Origin of the sequence: Mesorhizobium sp. B2-7-1 (assembly GCF_006440735.1) — a bacterium.
In the GTDB taxonomy this organism is placed as follows: domain Bacteria; phylum Pseudomonadota; class Alphaproteobacteria; order Rhizobiales; family Rhizobiaceae; genus Mesorhizobium.
This window is the reverse complement of the sequence record NZ_VFUA01000080.1, coordinates 15064-31221: the sequence shown is the minus strand read 5'-3', so window position 1 is coordinate 31221 and position 16158 is coordinate 15064. Positions and strand designations below refer to the sequence as shown.

Annotated in this window: 14 protein-coding genes; 8 read left to right on the top strand and 6 right to left on the bottom strand. The window is 63.4% G+C overall.

What is annotated here, in order from left to right:
* Positions 1-362 precede the first annotated feature (362 nt).
* Together FJ471_RS24655 and FJ471_RS24650 are read left to right on the top strand one after the other, a co-directional pair.
* Positions 363-2948, top strand: a complete 2586-nt coding sequence (locus FJ471_RS24655; protein ID WP_140807329.1) for a response regulator — start codon at positions 363-365, stop codon at positions 2946-2948.
* Between the two features lie 108 nt (positions 2949-3056).
* Positions 3057-3764, top strand: coding sequence for a DeoD-type purine-nucleoside phosphorylase (locus FJ471_RS24650; protein WP_140807328.1), 708 nt, complete (start codon positions 3057-3059; stop codon positions 3762-3764).
* A 1-nt stretch (position 3765) separates the two neighbouring features.
* Here the strand turns inward: FJ471_RS24650 and FJ471_RS24645 are convergent, their stop codons facing one another.
* The 5 genes from FJ471_RS24645 to FJ471_RS34915 form a co-directional block, all read right to left on the bottom strand.
* Positions 3766-4983, bottom strand: a complete 1218-nt coding sequence (locus FJ471_RS24645; RefSeq protein ID WP_140807327.1) for a cytochrome c — start codon at positions 4981-4983, stop codon at positions 3766-3768.
* Positions 4980-6746: a GMC family oxidoreductase gene (locus tag FJ471_RS24640; RefSeq protein WP_140807326.1), complete on the bottom strand. Its 1767-nt coding sequence runs from the start codon at positions 6744-6746 to the stop codon at positions 4980-4982. The genes FJ471_RS24645 and FJ471_RS24640 overlap by 4 nt, the downstream gene beginning before the upstream one ends.
* 3 nt (positions 6747-6749) lie before the next feature.
* Complete coding sequence (locus FJ471_RS24635) at positions 6750-7358, bottom strand: gluconate 2-dehydrogenase subunit 3 family protein (RefSeq protein WP_348643365.1); 609 nt, start codon at positions 7356-7358, stop codon at positions 6750-6752.
* A gap of 397 nt (positions 7359-7755) precedes the next feature.
* Entirely contained in the window at positions 7756-8061 is a 306-nt protein-coding gene (locus tag FJ471_RS24630) for a ribbon-helix-helix domain-containing protein (RefSeq protein WP_040987133.1), read from the bottom strand.
* Positions 8062-8093: 32 nt separating this feature from the next.
* Entirely contained in the window at positions 8094-8426 is a 333-nt protein-coding gene (locus FJ471_RS34915; RefSeq protein WP_181179703.1) for a hypothetical protein, read from the bottom strand.
* Here FJ471_RS34915 and FJ471_RS24625 point away from each other — a divergent pair.
* From FJ471_RS24625 to FJ471_RS24615, 3 genes are all read left to right on the top strand, one after another.
* Positions 8404-8799: a VOC family protein gene (locus tag FJ471_RS24625; RefSeq protein ID WP_140807325.1), complete on the top strand. Its 396-nt coding sequence runs from the start codon at positions 8404-8406 to the stop codon at positions 8797-8799. The genes FJ471_RS34915 and FJ471_RS24625 overlap by 23 nt on opposite strands.
* Before the next feature lie 75 nt (positions 8800-8874).
* Positions 8875-9423, top strand: coding sequence for a gluconate 2-dehydrogenase subunit 3 family protein (locus FJ471_RS24620; RefSeq protein ID WP_140807324.1), 549 nt, complete (start codon positions 8875-8877; stop codon positions 9421-9423).
* A gap of 47 nt (positions 9424-9470) precedes the next feature.
* On the top strand, positions 9471-11042 hold the full coding sequence (locus tag FJ471_RS24615; RefSeq protein WP_140807323.1) for a GMC family oxidoreductase: 1572 nt from the start codon (positions 9471-9473) through the stop codon (positions 11040-11042).
* Positions 11043-11196: 154 nt separating this feature from the next.
* Here the strand turns inward: FJ471_RS24615 and FJ471_RS24610 are convergent, their stop codons facing one another.
* Positions 11197-11586: a hypothetical protein gene (locus FJ471_RS24610; protein ID WP_140807322.1), complete on the bottom strand. Its 390-nt coding sequence runs from the start codon at positions 11584-11586 to the stop codon at positions 11197-11199.
* Between the two features lie 303 nt (positions 11587-11889).
* Here FJ471_RS24610 and urtA point away from each other — a divergent pair, with 303 nt between their 5' ends.
* The 3 genes from urtA (at position 11890) to urtC (ending at position 16153) form a co-directional block, all read left to right on the top strand.
* Positions 11890-13200, top strand: a complete 1311-nt coding sequence (urtA, locus tag FJ471_RS24605) for an urea ABC transporter substrate-binding protein (RefSeq protein ID WP_140807321.1) — start codon at positions 11890-11892, stop codon at positions 13198-13200.
* 116 nt (positions 13201-13316) lie between these two features.
* Positions 13317-14933 (top strand): urea ABC transporter permease subunit UrtB, encoded by a 1617-nt coding sequence (urtB, locus tag FJ471_RS24600; protein WP_140807320.1) that lies wholly within the window; start codon positions 13317-13319, stop codon positions 14931-14933.
* Positions 14930-16153, top strand: coding sequence for an urea ABC transporter permease subunit UrtC (gene urtC / locus FJ471_RS24595; protein WP_140807319.1), 1224 nt, complete (start codon positions 14930-14932; stop codon positions 16151-16153). Before urtB ends, urtC begins: the two co-directional genes overlap by 4 nt.
* The last annotated feature ends 5 nt before the right edge of the window (positions 16154-16158 follow it).

Below are 16158 nucleotides of genomic sequence, written 5' to 3'. Positions count from 1 at the left end.
GAGCAGGAACGGATCGCCGAGCCGCTCGCGGAAAAGCCCGAAGACGATCGCAGCGCCTGTCAGCACGACGACAAGCAAAATGAGCGCCGCGAACGTCCACAGGATTGCAGCGACATAACCCGGACCCGCCACGCTATCCAGCCACTGCATCGGTGCACCCCAATCGCCATCTTTGAAGTGAGGGGACACTAGACCGTTGGGACCAGCGACCGCAAGTTCACATCACCCATCGTGAACAGTTTGAAACATGAATCATTTGATTTTATCGGACATTTGCCGCCGGGGCCTTTTCCGTTACAGGAGAATGTGATTCAACCGACCGTCCGCGCCCGTCGGACACCGGAATCACGAGCAGGGGGAACATGGCCAAGGAAGCGCGCGGCGATTTCTATCCGGTACCGATCGTCGACCAGAACACGCGTCCGGGCGCCGTCACCAGGCTCATCGTCTTCATCGTCGTGCTGACAGGCGCTGCGATCGTCTTCGGGCTTTTCCGCGAGCGGCTCGGCGATCCGTTCCTGCTCGGCATGCTCGGCGTGCTCGCCATGATCGGCGTCGGCTTCCTCTTCGCGACCGCGATCGGCTTCGTGCAGATCGCGCCGCGCTCCACCGGCGACGAATTGTCGAAAGCCTTCGTCGACTCGATGTCGCAGGGCCTGCTCGTAACCGACACCAAGGGCCGCGTCGTCTACGCCAACCGCGCCTATGCCGACATGACGGGCGCCGCCTCGGCCGCCGACCTCAAGACCGTCGAGGGGCTGCTGTCGGATGTCCCCGAGGCGTCGATGACGATCTATCGGCTGGCGTCGGGGCTGCGCGACGGCCAGGCGGGCGACGGCGAGTTCCGGCTGGCGCAGTCGATCAAGCCGGGCGCCGAGCCCGGCGCGCGCTGGTACCGCGCCCGCGCCCGCGCGTTCAGCATGCCCGGGCAAAGGCTGCCGATGCTGGCCTGGCAGCTCGCCGACATTTCGCAGGAGCGGGCCGAGCAGGAGCGTTTCTTCCTCGATCTGCAGAAAGCCATCGATCATCTCGACCATGCGCCGGCCGGGTTCTTCTCGGCCGACCAGGAAGGCCGCGTCACCTATATCAACGCCACGCTGGCCGAATGGCTGGGCATCGATCTTGCCTCCTTCACGCCGGGCGCCATCACGCTGCCGGAAATCATCGCCGGCGACGGCATGGCGCTGGTCCGTTCCGTCAAGGCAGACCCAGGCACCACCCGCAACGCCGTCATCGACCTCGACCTCACCACCATGAGCGGCCAGGCGCTCCCGGTGCGCTTCATGCACCGGGTTTCGGCGAGCCGCGAAGGCGTGAACGGCCCGACGCGCACGATCGTGCTCAACCGCACCCAGGGCGAGGACGCTTCGGCGGAGCTTCGGGCCTCCGAGGTTCGCTTCACCCGCTTCTTCAACTCGACGCCGATGGCGATTGCCGGCGTCGATGCGAACGGACGCATCCTGCGCACCAACGCGCCCTTCCTGCAGCTGTTCTCATCGGTCGTCGACCGCGACGCCGTCGACCGGCGGGTGCGCTTCGAGACCATCATCCACGAGCGCGACCGCCCGGGTTTCGCCGCCGCCTTCGAGAAGGCGCAGCAGCGGCAGGCCAATATCGAGCCGATCGACTCCGTGCTGCCCGGCAATGAGGAACGCCACATCCGCTTCTACGTCAATGCCGTCGCCGACAGCGCGGGCAGCGAAGGCGCCGAGGAATCGGCGATCGTCTATGCGGTCGAGACCACCGAGCAGAAGGCGCTCGAAGGCCAGATGGCGCAGAGCCAGAAGATGCAGGCGGTCGGCCAGCTTGCCGGCGGCATCGCGCACGACTTCAACAACGTGCTGACCGCCATCATCATGGCGTCCGACCTTCTCCTGACCAACCACCGGCCGTCGGACCCGTCCTTCCCCGACATCATGAACATCAAGCAGAACGCCAACCGGGCGGCCTCGCTCGTGCGGCAATTGCTGGCCTTCTCGCGCAAGCAGACGCTGCGGCCGGAAGTGCTCAACCTGACCGATGTCCTGGCCGATCTCAGGATGCTGCTCGCGCGCCTGGTCGGCAACGACATCAAGCTGAAGATCGACCATGGGCGCGACCTGTGGCCGGTCAAGGTCGATATCGGCCAGTTCGAGCAGGTGGTGGTCAATCTCGCCGTCAATGCGCGCGACGCCATGCCAGGCGGAGGCGATCTCACCGTGCGCACCCGCAACGTCACGGCGGAAGAGTGCAAATCCTTCGCCTATCGCGAATTGGCGCCGGCCGACTATGTGCTCGTCGACGTCGAGGACACCGGCAGCGGCATTGCGCCCGACGTGCTGAAGAAGATCTTCGAGCCGTTCTTCACGACCAAGGAAGTGGGCAAGGGCACCGGCCTCGGCCTGTCGATGGTCTATGGCATCATCAAGCAGACCGGCGGCTTCATCTTCTGCGATTCCGAAGTCGGCAAGGGCACGGTGTTCCGCATCTTCCTGCCGCGCCACATTGCCGAGGTGAAGAAGCAGGCCGAGCCCGGCGAGGCGCCTGCGACCGCAGCGGCGGTCCCGACCAAGCAGGCCGACACCGCAAAGGACCTTTCCGGCTCCGCCACCGTGCTTCTCGTCGAGGACGAAGACGCGGTGCGCATGGGCGGCGTCAGGGCGCTGACCTCGCGCGGCTACACCGTGCATGAGGCATCGTCCGGCGTCGAGGCCCTGGAAGTGTTCGAGGCGCTCGGCGGCAAGGTCGATATCATCGTGTCCGACGTGGTGATGCCGGAGATGGACGGGCCGACATTGCTCGGCGAGCTGCGCAAGCGCCAGCCGGACATCAAGTTCGTGTTCGTTTCGGGCTATGCCGAGGACGCGTTTGCGAAGAACCTGCCGGCCGACGCGCATTTCGGCTTCCTGCCGAAACCGTTCTCGCTCAAGCAACTGGCGACGATCGTCAAGGATGTCCTGGAATCCTAGAGCGTTCAGCGGCTTTCCTGGAATTGCTTTAAGTAAGCCAGCGCTTGCGCATTGCGGCCACCCTGTCATGATGGCGACCGGATGGGTCTATCATGGGGGTGGTAGCGCGTGACGCCGCATATCGAGGCGCAGAGGGGGGACTATGCCGAAATGGTGCTCTTGCCGGGCGATCCCGAGCGAGCCCAATGGATGGCGGAAACCTTTCTAGAGGCACCGCGCTGCGTCAACCGGCGAAGGGGCGCGCTGGGGTTCACCGGCCAGTTCCGCGGCAAGCCGGTCAGCATCCAGGCGACAGGCATCGGCGTTTCATCCTTTCTGATCTACGCCCACGAATTGCTCGATTATCATGGCGTGAAAACGCTGATACGCACCGGCACCTGCGGCGGCTTGTCGGAAGATGTGCCTCTGCGCGGCGTCGTTATCTCCAGCGAAGTGCGGGCAGAGGGCGCAATCAGCGGACAGGTGTTCGGGCTTTACCAGCCGGCGGGACCGGACCAGGCGCTGCATGCGCTGGCGATGCGACGCGCGGCCGAGCTCGGCATAGCCTGCGGTGCCGGCCTGACGATCTGCAGCGACGTGTTTCACCACCCCGACGGCCGCGCGCGGTTCGACGAGCCGAGGGCGCTCGGAGCGCTTGCTGTCGATATGGAGACCAGCGCGCTCTACCGGATCGCGGCGCAGTTCGGCGCGCGGGCGCTGTCTCTGCTCACCGTGGTCGATCATATCGCCACCGGCGAGCTGACCGATTATTCGGAGCGTCAGGCTCTCTTCACCGACATGACCCGGCTGGCGCTCGAAGTCGCGGCAGCCGGCTAGATTATTGCGTCAATTCCTTGCGCACGGCAGCCACGTCGCCGGATGAAACCGCCGGAGCGGCGTTACCCCAGCTGTTGCGGACATAGGTCAACACGTCGGCGACCTGCTGGTCGTTCAAGCGCCAGGCCAGAGAGGGCATTGCCGGGGTTGTCCGCGCGTGTTCCGTATGCACGGCCTGGCTTCCCGCCAGGACCAGCCGCGCCAGCGTCTCCGTATTGTCCTGCGCAATGATCGAGTTGCCGGTCAGCGCCGGGAACAGGGCGCCGGCGCCCGAGCCGTCACCGCCGTGGCAGGCCGAGCAATTGTCGCGGTAGATGGCCTCTCCCGCCACCATCCTTGCCTGATCGGGTTTTGCCGGTTGGGCGGCGCCCGCATCCGAGCCAAGGCTCTTCAGATAGACGGCGACGGCCTTCAGGTCCGCGTCGGTCATCTTCGAGGTCGAGTTCTCGACTGCCTCCGCCATTGGGCCAGACGCGATCGAATGCGCGTTGACGCCGGTCTTGAGGTACTGGATCAGATCGTCCTCGGACCATTTTCCGAGACCGGATTGCGCATTGTTGGTGATGTCGGGCGCGAACCAGCCCTGCAGCGACGCGCCCTGCAGGAAGACGCTGTCCTTGTCGGCGCCGAGGAAGGATTTCGGCGTGTGGCAGGTGCCGCAATGACCTGGCCCCTGGACGATATAGGCGCCGCGGTTCCATTCCGCCGGCTTGGATGGATCCGGTGTGAAGGGTGTCTCGCTGAAGTTGAGCAGATTCCAGCCCCACATGCTGAGCCGGATGTTCAGCGGGAACGGCAACTGGTTGGCTTCGACCTTGTTCGAGATCGGGTCAACCGTGGTGAGATAAGCCCATAGATCGGAAATGTCCTGGTCGGTCATCCTGGTGTAGGCCGGGTAGGGCATCGCCGGATAAAGCCGCACGCCATTGTGACCGATGCCGGTCTTCATCATGTTGCGGAAATCGGCCTCGCTCCAGTTGCCGATTCCGGTCTCGCTGTCGGGGGTGATGTTTGGCGGGATCAGGGCGCCGAACGGCGTTTCGAGCGGCAGGCCGCCGGCCAGGGGCTTGCCGCCGGGCCTTGTATGGCAACCGGCGCAATCGCCGAGCACGGCCTGATACTGGCCGCGAATGATCTGGTCCGCCTGGTCGGCAGCGATGGCGCAGGTCCAGGCCAAGGTAGCGAGGCCTGCCGTAAGGGTGAGCGCGAGCGTCCTCATGCCTGCACCAACGGCGCGCCCGGATTGCGCAGATAATGGTTGCGGATGGCATCGGCGGCGCGGAAAGCCAGCGCGCCCACGGTTCCCGTCGGATTCTTGCCCGCGTTCTGCGGGAAGGCCGAAGCGCCGATGACGAAGACGTTCGGCACGTCCCAGCTCTGCAGGAAGACGTTGACGGCGCTGCGCTTGGGGTCGGTCCCCATGATCGCGCCGCCGGTGTTGTGCGTACTCTGGTACGGCACGCTGTCCCAGCCCTTCTTGCGCCGGCCGACGGCGTATTGCTTGCCGCCGAGCTTCTTGGCGATCTCCTCCATGCGGTCGCAGAGATAGTTCGACATGCGGATGTCGTTGTCCGGGAAATCGAAGGTCATGCGCATCAGCGGTCGGCCGAAGCGGTCCTTATAGGTCGGATCGAGGTCGAGGTAGTTGGTGCGCGTGGCGTAGCTGCTTCCCTGCGAGGAGAAGCCAAGCGTGCTTTTGTAGCCCTGGACGGTCGCCTTCTTCCAGGCGCTGCCCCATTTCGGGGTGCCGGGCAGAGTGGGGCGCGTGCCGATCGGGCGGCCATTGGTCGGAATGCAGTTGATGCCGGCGCCGCCGACGAAGTCGAGGCCGCCGTGGTCGAAGGCGTCGCCATTAAAGTCGTCGATCGTCTGTCCGAGCGCGCCGGCTGCGATGAAAGGGTTGAAGTTCTTGTCGTCGTAGAACACCTGCACGCCGGCATTGGTCTGGTAGCAATAGTTGCGTCCGACCGTTCCTTCGGCGGTGTTAGGATCATAGATCTTGCCGATACCGGACAGCATCATCAGCCGCACATTGTGCAGGCCGTAGGCGCACAGAAGCACGAGATCGGCCGGCTGGAAATATTCCTCGCCGGAGGAGTCAATGTAGGTCACGCCGCGCGCGGACTTACCGCCGGAGGCAAGGTCGACATGCAGCACTTCGCTGTCGGTGCGGACCTCGAAATTGGCCTTCTTCATCAGCACCGGCAGGATGGTCGTCTGGGCGCTCGACTTGGAGTAGTTGGCGCAGCCGAAGCGTTCGCAGAAACCGCAGAACGTGCATTGGCCAAGCGTGATGCCGAGTGGATTTGTGTAGGCGCGCGACATGTTCGCCGACGGGGTCGGGAACGGATGCAATCCCATCGACCTGCCAGCCTCGGCAAACAGGGTGGGCGCGTAGGTCATCTGCATCGGCGGGTTCGGGTAATCGCGCGCCCGCGGGTCCTCGAACGGATTGCCGCCTTCCTGCAATTGGCCCTTGATGTTGCCGGCCTTGCCCGAGATCCCGGCCAGATACTCGAACTGGTCGTAATAAGGCTCCATATCGGCGCCGGTGACGCCCCAGTCCTCGACCTGGAGGTCGGCTATCCGGGCGGCGCCATATTTATTCGTCAGATTGGTCTTGGTCTTGAAGTCGGAATCCCAGAACCGCCAGGTGTGGCCGTTCCAATGGACACCGGCGCCGCCGACGCCGTTGCCCGGCAGGAAAGAGCCGAAATCGCGCATTGGCAGCGCCGTCTGCGAGGGGTCGTTGCGCATCGTCATGGTTTCGACGACCGGCTGCAGGAAGAGGTCGCGACGGATCGAGTAGCGCAACTCATCCTGCGCATAGCCGATGTTGAAGTCGGTCGCGGTATCCCGCCAGGGACCGCGCTCGATGGCAAGCACGTCCAATCCCTGATCCGTCAGCTCATTGGCAAGGATCGCGCCCGTCCAACCGAGGCCGACGATGACGACATCCTTTCGGGGCAGTATCTTCGTCATGGATCAAGCTCCCTTGCCGAGCCATTCCGGGCGCCCGGTGATCGAAACCGGCGGCTGCGGGTAGGGCTGATTGTGCTTGGCGACGTGATCGCGGTAGTCGTAGCGGGCACCCGGAAAGCCAAGCATGCGCCACGACACCATGTCCTTGTTGCCGCCATAGACCGGGTCGGCGAAGAAGCCTTCCATCGTGTTCTGCAGCATTAGTCCGAAGAATCCAGGGCCCTTGACCCCATTGGGCAGCTCGATCTTGCCCGTCTCCATCGCGGTCAGGAACGCATCCTGATCCTCGGGCTTGAGCTCCACGAACGTCTTGCCGTCGCGTTGCTTGAGGAATGCGTCGATGGCCGCAAGTCCGGCGCGATAGCGCTGCGCCGGGTTGGCTTCGCCCTGGTAGCCTTGTGTCGGCAATGCCGGCTTGAACGGCCCTTGCGTGTAGAGCCGGCTCGATGTCCCGAAGGCGCCCACCAACTGCCGGTCGATGTAGACGGCGCAGCCGGCTTCCTTGCCGCCGATGCTGAGGTCGTCATGCGGGATGAGCCTGTCGACGATGGCCTCGACCAGAGCCGCCTCCTGCGGCGTGAAGAACTGCCATCCTCCCGGGACCACCTGCATCGGCGGATCCGAAGTCATGGGCTCCCAGGGCAGCGCGCCTGAGATGGTTCGCGCAAGGCTCACCGCTGGAGCGGTGATCGTGAGCATAGCAACGGAGGAGAGGAAAAGACGCCGATTCACCCGGATAGGATAGCGATGGCTCATATTAGGTCCCTCGAAAATAAACGTGCCCCCTCGGGAAGTTATTCCCAAGTTAAAGATGACAAATCGCGTAAGCTTTAAGCCGCATAGCTCGATTTGTTGACAGCCTGCGGAAAGATAGACTGTCCGTCAAGCCAATCATCAACCGCGAGTTGGGCCTGTCGTCGTTGTCCGTTGTGCCTGCGTTTTAGATAGACGTCGGCGCGGATTGTTCCACGCCCTGGGCTTGTCCAGCAGGATTAACCCGCGTCGCTGGTCAGGCAGCTTCCCGCTTCAATGCAGCCTGGTCCTCGGCGTTGGGCCGGTGGCCGCGCAGATAGAGCGCGCAGGTCGTGCGCAGCATGGAGGCGAAGTTCGGGATCTGACCGTTGATCTCGATTGCCTCATCGTAGAGCTTGGAGATGAATTTCGGGGTCGTCAGTCCCTGGCTCTCGGCGATCTCGTCAAGCAGACCCCAGAATGTCGCCTCTAGCTGGATGCTGGTCGAATGGCCGTCGATGCGGATCGACCTGTTGATCTGCCGGTAACCTTCCGGATCCTGCCCAGCAAAGACTCTGCACATCGGTACCTCCCGTTGTTGTTTGTCTTGGGCGCCTATTGAGTTGGCTGGCGCCTTTTTGAACACTGCCTGCGTCTGTCATCTTCGATCCGATAGCCGGCAACGGCAATCGGACTTTCGTCCTTAAAGCGCGCCGCTCGAATCCCTTTCGGCGCGACGCGTTTCAAGCCTTTGTCTGCTGCATGTCGTTCCCCAAAACCGCGGCACAGTTTTGGGCGACATGCAGCTAAAACTGGAGCGACAGTAGCCGTTTTCCAGCCCCACGCGTGGTAATCGGCTGCCACCACCTTTTTTCGCCGGCGCGCATAATCAGCTTCGAGAGCATGAAGAACTGCGGAGTCCGATTTGGCGAAGACGATCCATTCCATGATCAGGGTTCTCGACGAGGCACGGTCCGTCGATTTCTACAACAGGGCCTTTGGCCTCGAGGTTGCGCAGCGGCTCGATTTCGAGACCTTCACGCTCGTCTATCTCAGCAATGGCAGCTCGCCCTTCGAGGTGGAGTTGACCGTGAACAAGGGACGCACCGAGCCCTATGCGCTCGGCGACGGCTACGGCCATCTTGCCGTCTCGGTCGCCGATCTCGACAGCGAGCATGACCGGATCGGCGCGCTCGGTCTCAATCCGAAGAAGATCGTCGAGTTCAACCACGGCGGGGCGCTGATCGCCCGATTCTTCTTCATCGAGGATCCCGACGGCTACAAGATCGAGGTCCTGCAGCGGGGAGGGCGCTTCCAATAGGAGATATTGGCCGCGCACAGGCGCGGCGCCAGCAACGGCACCCTTTGGGTGCGAACAGCAAGCAGGGAGGAAACAATGGTCACAGTATACGAGAAGAAACCGGTCGATGAGAGGAAGATTGGGCTTTCGCGGCGCGAGCTTCTCAAGCGCGGCGGCGCGGGCGCGCTGCTCATCATCTCCGGCAGCGCCGTCATCAGCCCAGAACATGCCTGGGGTCTGGAAACCGCGACGCTGAAGCCCGAGACGATGGCGACGCTCATCCAGATGGCGCGCGACATCTATCCGCACGACCAGGTGCCGGACAAATATTACGCCATTGCCGTCAAGGGGCACGACGAGACGGCCGCCAAGGACCCGGCCCACAAGGAGTTGATCGAGAAAGGCATCGCCGAGCTCGACAAGAAGGCCGGCAAGGGCGGCTATCGCGGGCTCGGCTGGGAAGAGGAGCGGGTGGCGCTGCTCACCGGCATCGAGAAGACGCCGTTCTTCCAGGCGGTGCGCGGCGGTCTTGTCGTCAGCCTCTACAACCAGAAGGAGGTGTGGCCGATCTTCGGCTACGAAGGCGAATCCTACTCCAAGGGCGGCTACATCGCGCGCGGCTTCAACGACATCGAGTGGCTGTAAGCCGCTCTGTCCCGAACCGTATTTCTACAGATTCATGGGAGGAAACCATGGCAGCATCATTTGATCTCAATAACGACGGCGTGGTCGTCATCATCGGCTCCGGCGCCGGCGGCGGCACGCTCGGCAACGAGTTGGCGCAGAAAGGCATCGACGTCGTCATCCTCGAGGCGGGCGCCCGCCACGAATATGAGGACTTCATCAACGACGAGTGGGATTCCTTTGCCCAGCTCGCCTGGAAGGACAAGCGCACCACCTCGGGCGACTGGCGGGTTGCCAAGGATTTCCCGAACCTGCCGGCCTGGATCGTCAAGTCGGTCGGCGGCTCGACCACACACTGGGCAGGCGCCTCGCTGCGCTTCCAGGAGCATGAGTTCAAGACGGCCTCGACCTACGGCAAGGTCAAGGGCGCGAACCTTCTCGACTGGCCGGTGACGCTGGCCGAAATGGAGCCCTATTACGCCAAGGCCGAGACCAAGATGGGCGTGACCGGCACCAACAACTGGCCGCGGCTGCCCGGCAACAACAACTTCAAGGTGCTCAAGGCCGGCGCCGACAAGCTCGGCTACAAGGAATGCCACACCGGCAACATGGCCATCAATTCGGTGGAGCGCGACGACCGCAATTCCTGCCAGCAGACCGGCTTCTGCTTCCAGGGCTGCAAATGGGGCGCCAAATGGTCGACGCTCTACACCGAAATCCCGAAGGGCGAGGCGACCGGCCATCTGGAGGTGCGGCCGAACGCGATGGCGATCAAGATCAACCATGACGCTTCGGGCAAGGTGACCGGCGTCGTCTATGCCGACAAGGACGGCAAGCTGCAGGAGCAGAAGGCCCGCATCGTCGCGGTCGCCGGCAACTCGATCGAGAGCCCGCGCCTATTGCTCAATTCGGAATCGTCCAAATTCCCGCATGGGCTCGCCAACTCGTCGGGGCAGGTTGGCAAGAACTACATGCGCCATACCACCGGCTCGGTCTACGCCATCTTCGACAAGCCGGTGCACATGTATCGCGGCACCACCATGGCCGGCATCATCCGCGACGAGGCGCGCCATGACCCCTCGCGCGGCTTCGTCGGCGGCTATGAGATGGAGACGCTGTCGCTCGGCCTCCCGTTCATGGCGGCCTTCCTCAATCCCGGCGGCTGGGGCCGCTCCTTCACCACGGCGCTCGACCATTACGACCATATGGCGGGCCTTTGGATCGTCGGCGAGGACATGGCGCGCGAGGAGAACCGCATCACGCTGCACAAGGACGAGAAGGACGAGCACGGCATGCCGATCGCCGACGTCCATTTCGACGACCACCCGAACGATGAGGCGATGCGCGATCATGCCTACAAGCAGGGTCAGGCGCTCTATGCCGCCGTCGGCGCGACCAGGACCTTCCCGACGCCGCCTTATCCGTCCACCCACAATCTCGGCACCAACCGGATGAGCGAGAAGCCGCAGGACGGCGTCGTCAACAAGCACGGCCAGTCGCACGACATCAAGAACCTGTTCGTCTCCGACGGCAGCCAGTTCACCAGCGGCGCGGCGGAAAACCCGACGCTGACCATCGTGACGCTGGCGATCCGCCAGGCCGACTACATCGCAGCCCAGATGTCGGCCAAGACCATCTGAAGCGGTTCGGCGTAACCGCCGACCCGCTCCAGCTACTTTGTTTGACGCAATTCCGGACGGAAAACCGCTACCCACTTTTCCTGGAATTGCGTTGGTCCTCCCGACTGCCTGCTGGCGCGGAACCCGCGAGGGTTCCGCGCCTTTTTTGTGCGGGCTATCTTTTGGTGCAGGTCGAGGCCGTGAAGGCGCCGTCCTGCTGCTTCATGATGATGTCGAAGGAGGGACCGCTCGGGTCGTCCAGCGTCGCCTGGCTCATCGAGATCGAATTGCCGCCGCTGGTGTAGCCGCCGAGCGGACCAAGCCAACTGATCTCGCCGTTGGGGTTCATCTGGTAATTGTAAGGCGGCGGCGCGGCGCCGAAGGTCACCGGGCCGCTATAGAGGTTGCCCTTTATGGTGATGTCGCCGAGGTTGAGGAACAGGCCGAGCAGGTAGACCTCGCAGTGATAGACGCCGTCAGGGAGCTTGCCGTCGGTGAAGTCGGCGCGGGCGCCGCCGGCGGCGGACACGAGAAGCAGGAAAGTCAGGATCGTTCGCAGGGCCATCACGTTGCTCGTTTGCTGCGACCTTGCCCCATTTTGTCGTGAGCCTGCAACAGGGCCAATCGGGCTGATTTGCCTGAATGATGAATGTTTAAGCATTTTTACAATTTGGGCAAAATCTAGGCAGCGTTGCGTAAACTTTTCTCAACCTGCTGCATCGCAGCGGATGCGGAAAGTTTCCGGCTACCTTGTAACCAATTGTAATCTCTTCGCTATCCTGAAATTCCGTCCGACCCATCCCCGTCTGGCACGTCGCTTGCACAGTCTATGTTGCGATGCAAACAACCATGCTTGGGAGTGTGTCATATGAGGGGTAACTTCGCGAAAATAACGAAAATCCTGTCAGCGGGCGTCGTCGCGGCCGGTCTGCTGGCGTCGGCTTCCGCAAGGGCGGCCGAGGACACGATCAAGGTCGGCATCCTCCATTCGCTGTCGGGGACCATGGCGATTTCGGAGACGACGCTGAAAGACGTCATGCTGATGCTGATCGACGAGCAGAACGCCAAGGGCGGCCTGCTCGGCAAGAAACTGGAAGCGGTGGTCGTCGATCCGGCGTCCAACTGGCCGCTCTTCGCCGAAAAGGCGCGCGAGCTGATCTCGAAGGACAAGGTCGCGGCGGTGTTCGGCTGCTGGACCTCGGTGTCGCGCAAATCGGTGCTGCCGGTGTTCTCGGAACTCGACAACATCCTGTTCTACCCCGTCCAGTATGAGGGTGAGGAGAGCGAGCGCAACGTCTTCTACACCGGCGCGGCGCCGAACCAGCAAGCCATCCCGGCGGTCGATTATCTGATGAGCGCCGATGGCGGCTCGGTGAAGCGCTGGGTGCTCGAGGGCACCGACTATGTCTACCCGCGCACCACCAACAAAATCCTCGAGGCCTATCTGAAGGCTAAGGGCGTTCCGGCCGAGGACATCATGGTCAACTACACGCCGTTCGGCTTCTCCGACTGGCAGACCGAGGTTTCTGCGATCAAGAAATTCGGCTCGGCCGGCAAGAAGACGGCCGTGGTTTCGACCGTCAACGGCGACGCCAACGTGCCGTTCTACAAGGAACTCGGCAACCAAGGCATCAAGGCCGAGGACATCCCGGTCATGGCCTTCTCGGTCGGCGAGGAAGAACTGGCCGGCCTCGACACCGGTCCGCTGGTCGGCCATCTCGCCGCCTGGAACTACTTTGAAAGCGTCGACACGCCGGAGAACAAGAAGTTCATCGACGACTGGCACAAGTTCATCAAGAACGACAAGCGCACCACCAACGACCCGATGGAAGCCCATTACATCGGCTTCAACATGTGGGTGAAGGCGGTCGAGAAGGCTGGCACCACCGATCCGGACAAGGTCATCGACGCCATGGTCGGCGTTTCGGTGCCGAACCTGACCGGCGGTTATTCGACGATGATGCCCAACCATCACATCACCAAGCCGGTGCTGATCGGCGAGATCCAGGCCGATGGCCAGTTCGAGACCGTCTCGCAGACGCCTGGCCTGGTCATGGGCGACGAGTGGTCCGACTACCTGCCCGATTCCAAGAACCTGATCTCCGATTGGCGCGCGCCGCTCAGCTGCGGAAATTTCAACGTCGCCACCGGCAAGTGCGGCGGCAAGGGCACCAACTGATCCTCCCAGGTCTGTCGGGTCGCGGCGTGGCCCTGCGATCCGAGACCGCGGCCCGGGCGGGGCCTTCGTGTCCTGCCCGGGCAGAAACCTAAACCTTTGAGATCCGCTGAAAGCTGATGATCCTGTTGCGCGCGATTGGCTTGACGCTGCTGCTGACGATGGCAGGCCTGCTGCCGTCGAAGGCCGCCGATGCCGATCTTCGCGCGACCATCGCCAAATTCGCGACAGCCGCCAATTTCTCGGCCACCGAAGCGATCGTGCGCGAGCTGGCGGCCAGCGGCGATTCCGCCGTCGAAAAGCCGCTGTCGGCGCTCGCCGATGGCAATCTCTATATCCGCAAGGCTGATTCCCAGGTCTTTATCGGCAAGGAGGCGGGAGACGGCATCGAATTGCTCGATGCCCTAAGCGGCGAAAAAGCAGCCGACGCCGCCAAGACCGACCTCACCAAGATAAAGGTCAACAACGGGCTTCGTCGCACCATCCGCGACACTCTGGGCTCGCTGACGTTGCGGGCCAAGGACGCGAGCGTGCGCCTGGCCGCCGCCGCGACCATGTTCAAGACGCCCGACGCGGCGAACATCGAGCCGCTCGATGCCGCGATCGCCGCGGAGACCGATCCCGGCGTCAAGGCTTTGTTCGAGCAGGCGCGCGCGGCGTCGGTACTGGTGTCCGACAAGCCCGAAGCCGACAAGCTCGCTGCCGTCTCGGTCATCGCGGCGCGCGGCGATCGCGACGCGCTTTCGTTGCTCACCTCCGCCGAGGCGAGCGCCCAGGGTACGGTCAAGGACGCGGCCACCGCCGCGATCGGCCACATCGACTCCAAGCTGGCGCTCTGGGATGCCGGCCAGAACATCTGGTACGGCATTTCGCTGGGATCGGTGCTGCTGCTGGCCGCGATCGGCCTTGCCATCACCTTCGGCGTCATGGGCGTCATCAACATGGCGCATGGCGAGATGGTGATGCTCGGCGCCTATACCACCTTCGTCGTCCAGCAAGTGATCCGCACTTCGTTCCCTGGCCTGTTCGACTGGTCGCTGGTCATCGCGCTGCCGCTCGCCTTCCTCGTCGCGGGGCTGGTCGGGCTGGCGATCGAACGCGGCATCATTCGCTTCCTCTATGGGCGACCGCTGGAGACGCTTCTGGCCACCTGGGGCGTCTCGCTGATCCTGCAGCAGGCGGTGCGCAGCATTTTCGGGCCGACCAACCAGGAGGTCGGCAACCCGTCCTGGATGTCGGGTTCGTTCGATATCGGCCAGCTGGCCATCACCTGGAACCGGCTGTGGATCCTGGTGTTCGCGCTCCTGGTGTTCGGCGTGCTGCTCTACGTCATGAAGCGCACGCCCTGGGGCCTGCAGATGCGCGCCGTCACCGCCAACCGCCGCATGGCCGCCTCGATGGGCATCAAGACGCCATGGGTCGATGCGCTGACCTTCGCGCTCGGGTCCGGCATTGCCGGCATCGCGGGTGTGGCGCTCAGCCAGATCGACAATGTCTCGCCCAATCTCGGCCGCGGCTACATCATCGACAGTTTCATGGTCGTGGTCTTCGGCGGCGTCGGCAATCTGTGGGGCACGTTGGTCGGCGCCTTCTCGCTCGGCATCGTCAACAAGTTCCTCGAGCCCTATGCCGGCGCGGTGCTCGGCAAGATCGTTGTCCTGGTGCTGATCATCCTGTTCATCCAGAAGCGCCCGCGCGGCCTATTCGCGCTGAAGGGCAGGGCGGTGGAAGCATGATCGCGCAGCGCTTCTTTTTGGCCGACCGCCGCATCGCCGTCACGATCCTCGCCCTGCTGGCAGCCGCCATCATCGTGCCGCTGCTCAACCTGGCGGTCTCGCCGCAAAGCGCCTTTTACATCCCGTCCTATATCGTGGCGTTGGTCGGCAAATATCTCTGCTACGCGCTGCTGGCGCTCGCGCTCGACCTGGTCTGGGGCTATTGCGGCATCCTTTCGCTCGGCCACGGCGCCTTCTTCGCGCTCGGCGGCTATGCGATGGGCATGTATCTGATGCGCCAGATCGGTTCGCGCGGCGTCTACGGCAATCCGATCCTGCCCGATTTCATGGTGTTCTTGAACTACAAGGAGCTGCCCTGGTTCTGGCATGGCTTCGATCATTTCTGGTTCGCGGTGCTCATGGTGCTTGCGGTGCCGGGCCTGCTCGCCTTCGTGTTCGGCTGGTTCGCCTTCCGCAGCCGCGTCACCGGCGTCTATCTGTCGATCATCACACAGGCGATGACCTATGCGCTCCTGCTCGCCTTCTTCCGCAATGACATGGGGTTTGGCGGCAACAACGGCCTGACCGATTTCAAGGACATACTCGGCTTCAGCGTGCAGGCGGACGCGACGCGTGCGGCGCTGTTTGCGGCGAGCGCGGTCACGCTGGCGCTTGCCGTCTTCGTCGCGGCAGCGATCGTGCGTTCCAAATACGGCAAGCTGCTGATGGCGGTGCGCGATGCCGAGAGCCGCACCCGTTTCCTCGGCTGGCGGGCCGAGGACGTCAAGCTCTTCGCCTTCACAGTCTCGGCCATCATGGCCGGCATCGCCGGCGCGCTCTACGTGCCGCAGGTCGGCATCATCAATCCTGGTGAGTTCGAGCCGTCCAACTCGATCGAGGTGGTGATCTGGACCGCGGTCGGCGGGCGCGGCACCATCGTCGGCCCGATTATCGGCGCGCTGCTCGTCAATGCCGGCAAATCCTGGTTCACCGGCGTGCTGCCGGAATTCTGGCTGTTCGCGCTGGGCGGGCTATTCGTCGCCGTCACGCTGCTTTTGCCCAAGGGCGTCGTCGGCATGTGGGATGCCTGGCGCAGCCAGGCCAAGGCGCTGCGAGCGGCTTCGCTCGCAGCTGAAGCCGGCGCCGATCCGCAGGCGCCGGAGCCGAGGATCGTGCGCTCGGCGGCAAGGACACCGGGTGCCTGGTCCGCCGCCGGCGCCGAACCGCAGCCGGCGGAGTGAGCGAT

Bases quoted from the DNA above. Each gene is read 5' to 3' on its own strand.
- FJ471_RS24655 (WP_140807329.1), top strand. From the start codon at position 363: ATGGCCAAGGAAGCGCGCGGCGATTTCTATCCGGTACCGATCGTCGAC.
- FJ471_RS24645 (WP_140807327.1), bottom strand. From the start codon at position 4,983: ATGAGGACGCTCGCGCTCACCCTTACGGCAGGCCTCGCTACCTTGGCC.
- FJ471_RS24640 (WP_140807326.1), bottom strand. From the start codon at position 6,746: ATGACGAAGATACTGCCCCGAAAGGATGTCGTCATCGTCGGCCTCGGT.
- FJ471_RS24635 (WP_348643365.1), bottom strand. From the start codon at position 7,358: ATGCAGGTGGTCCCGGGAGGATGGCAGTTCTTCACGCCGCAGGAGGCG.
- FJ471_RS24630 (WP_040987133.1), bottom strand. From the start codon at position 8,061: ATGTGCAGAGTCTTTGCTGGGCAGGATCCGGAAGGTTACCGGCAGATC.
- FJ471_RS34915 (WP_181179703.1), bottom strand. From the start codon at position 8,426: ATGGAATGGATCGTCTTCGCCAAATCGGACTCCGCAGTTCTTCATGCT.
- FJ471_RS24620 (WP_140807324.1), top strand. From the start codon at position 8,875: ATGGTCACAGTATACGAGAAGAAACCGGTCGATGAGAGGAAGATTGGG.
- FJ471_RS24615 (WP_140807323.1), top strand. From the start codon at position 9,471: ATGGCAGCATCATTTGATCTCAATAACGACGGCGTGGTCGTCATCATC.
- FJ471_RS24610 (WP_140807322.1), bottom strand. From the start codon at position 11,586: ATGGCCCTGCGAACGATCCTGACTTTCCTGCTTCTCGTGTCCGCCGCC.
- urtA (WP_140807321.1), top strand. From the start codon at position 11,890: ATGAGGGGTAACTTCGCGAAAATAACGAAAATCCTGTCAGCGGGCGTC.
- urtB (WP_140807320.1), top strand. From the start codon at position 13,317: ATGATCCTGTTGCGCGCGATTGGCTTGACGCTGCTGCTGACGATGGCA.
- urtC (WP_140807319.1), top strand. From the start codon at position 14,930: ATGATCGCGCAGCGCTTCTTTTTGGCCGACCGCCGCATCGCCGTCACG.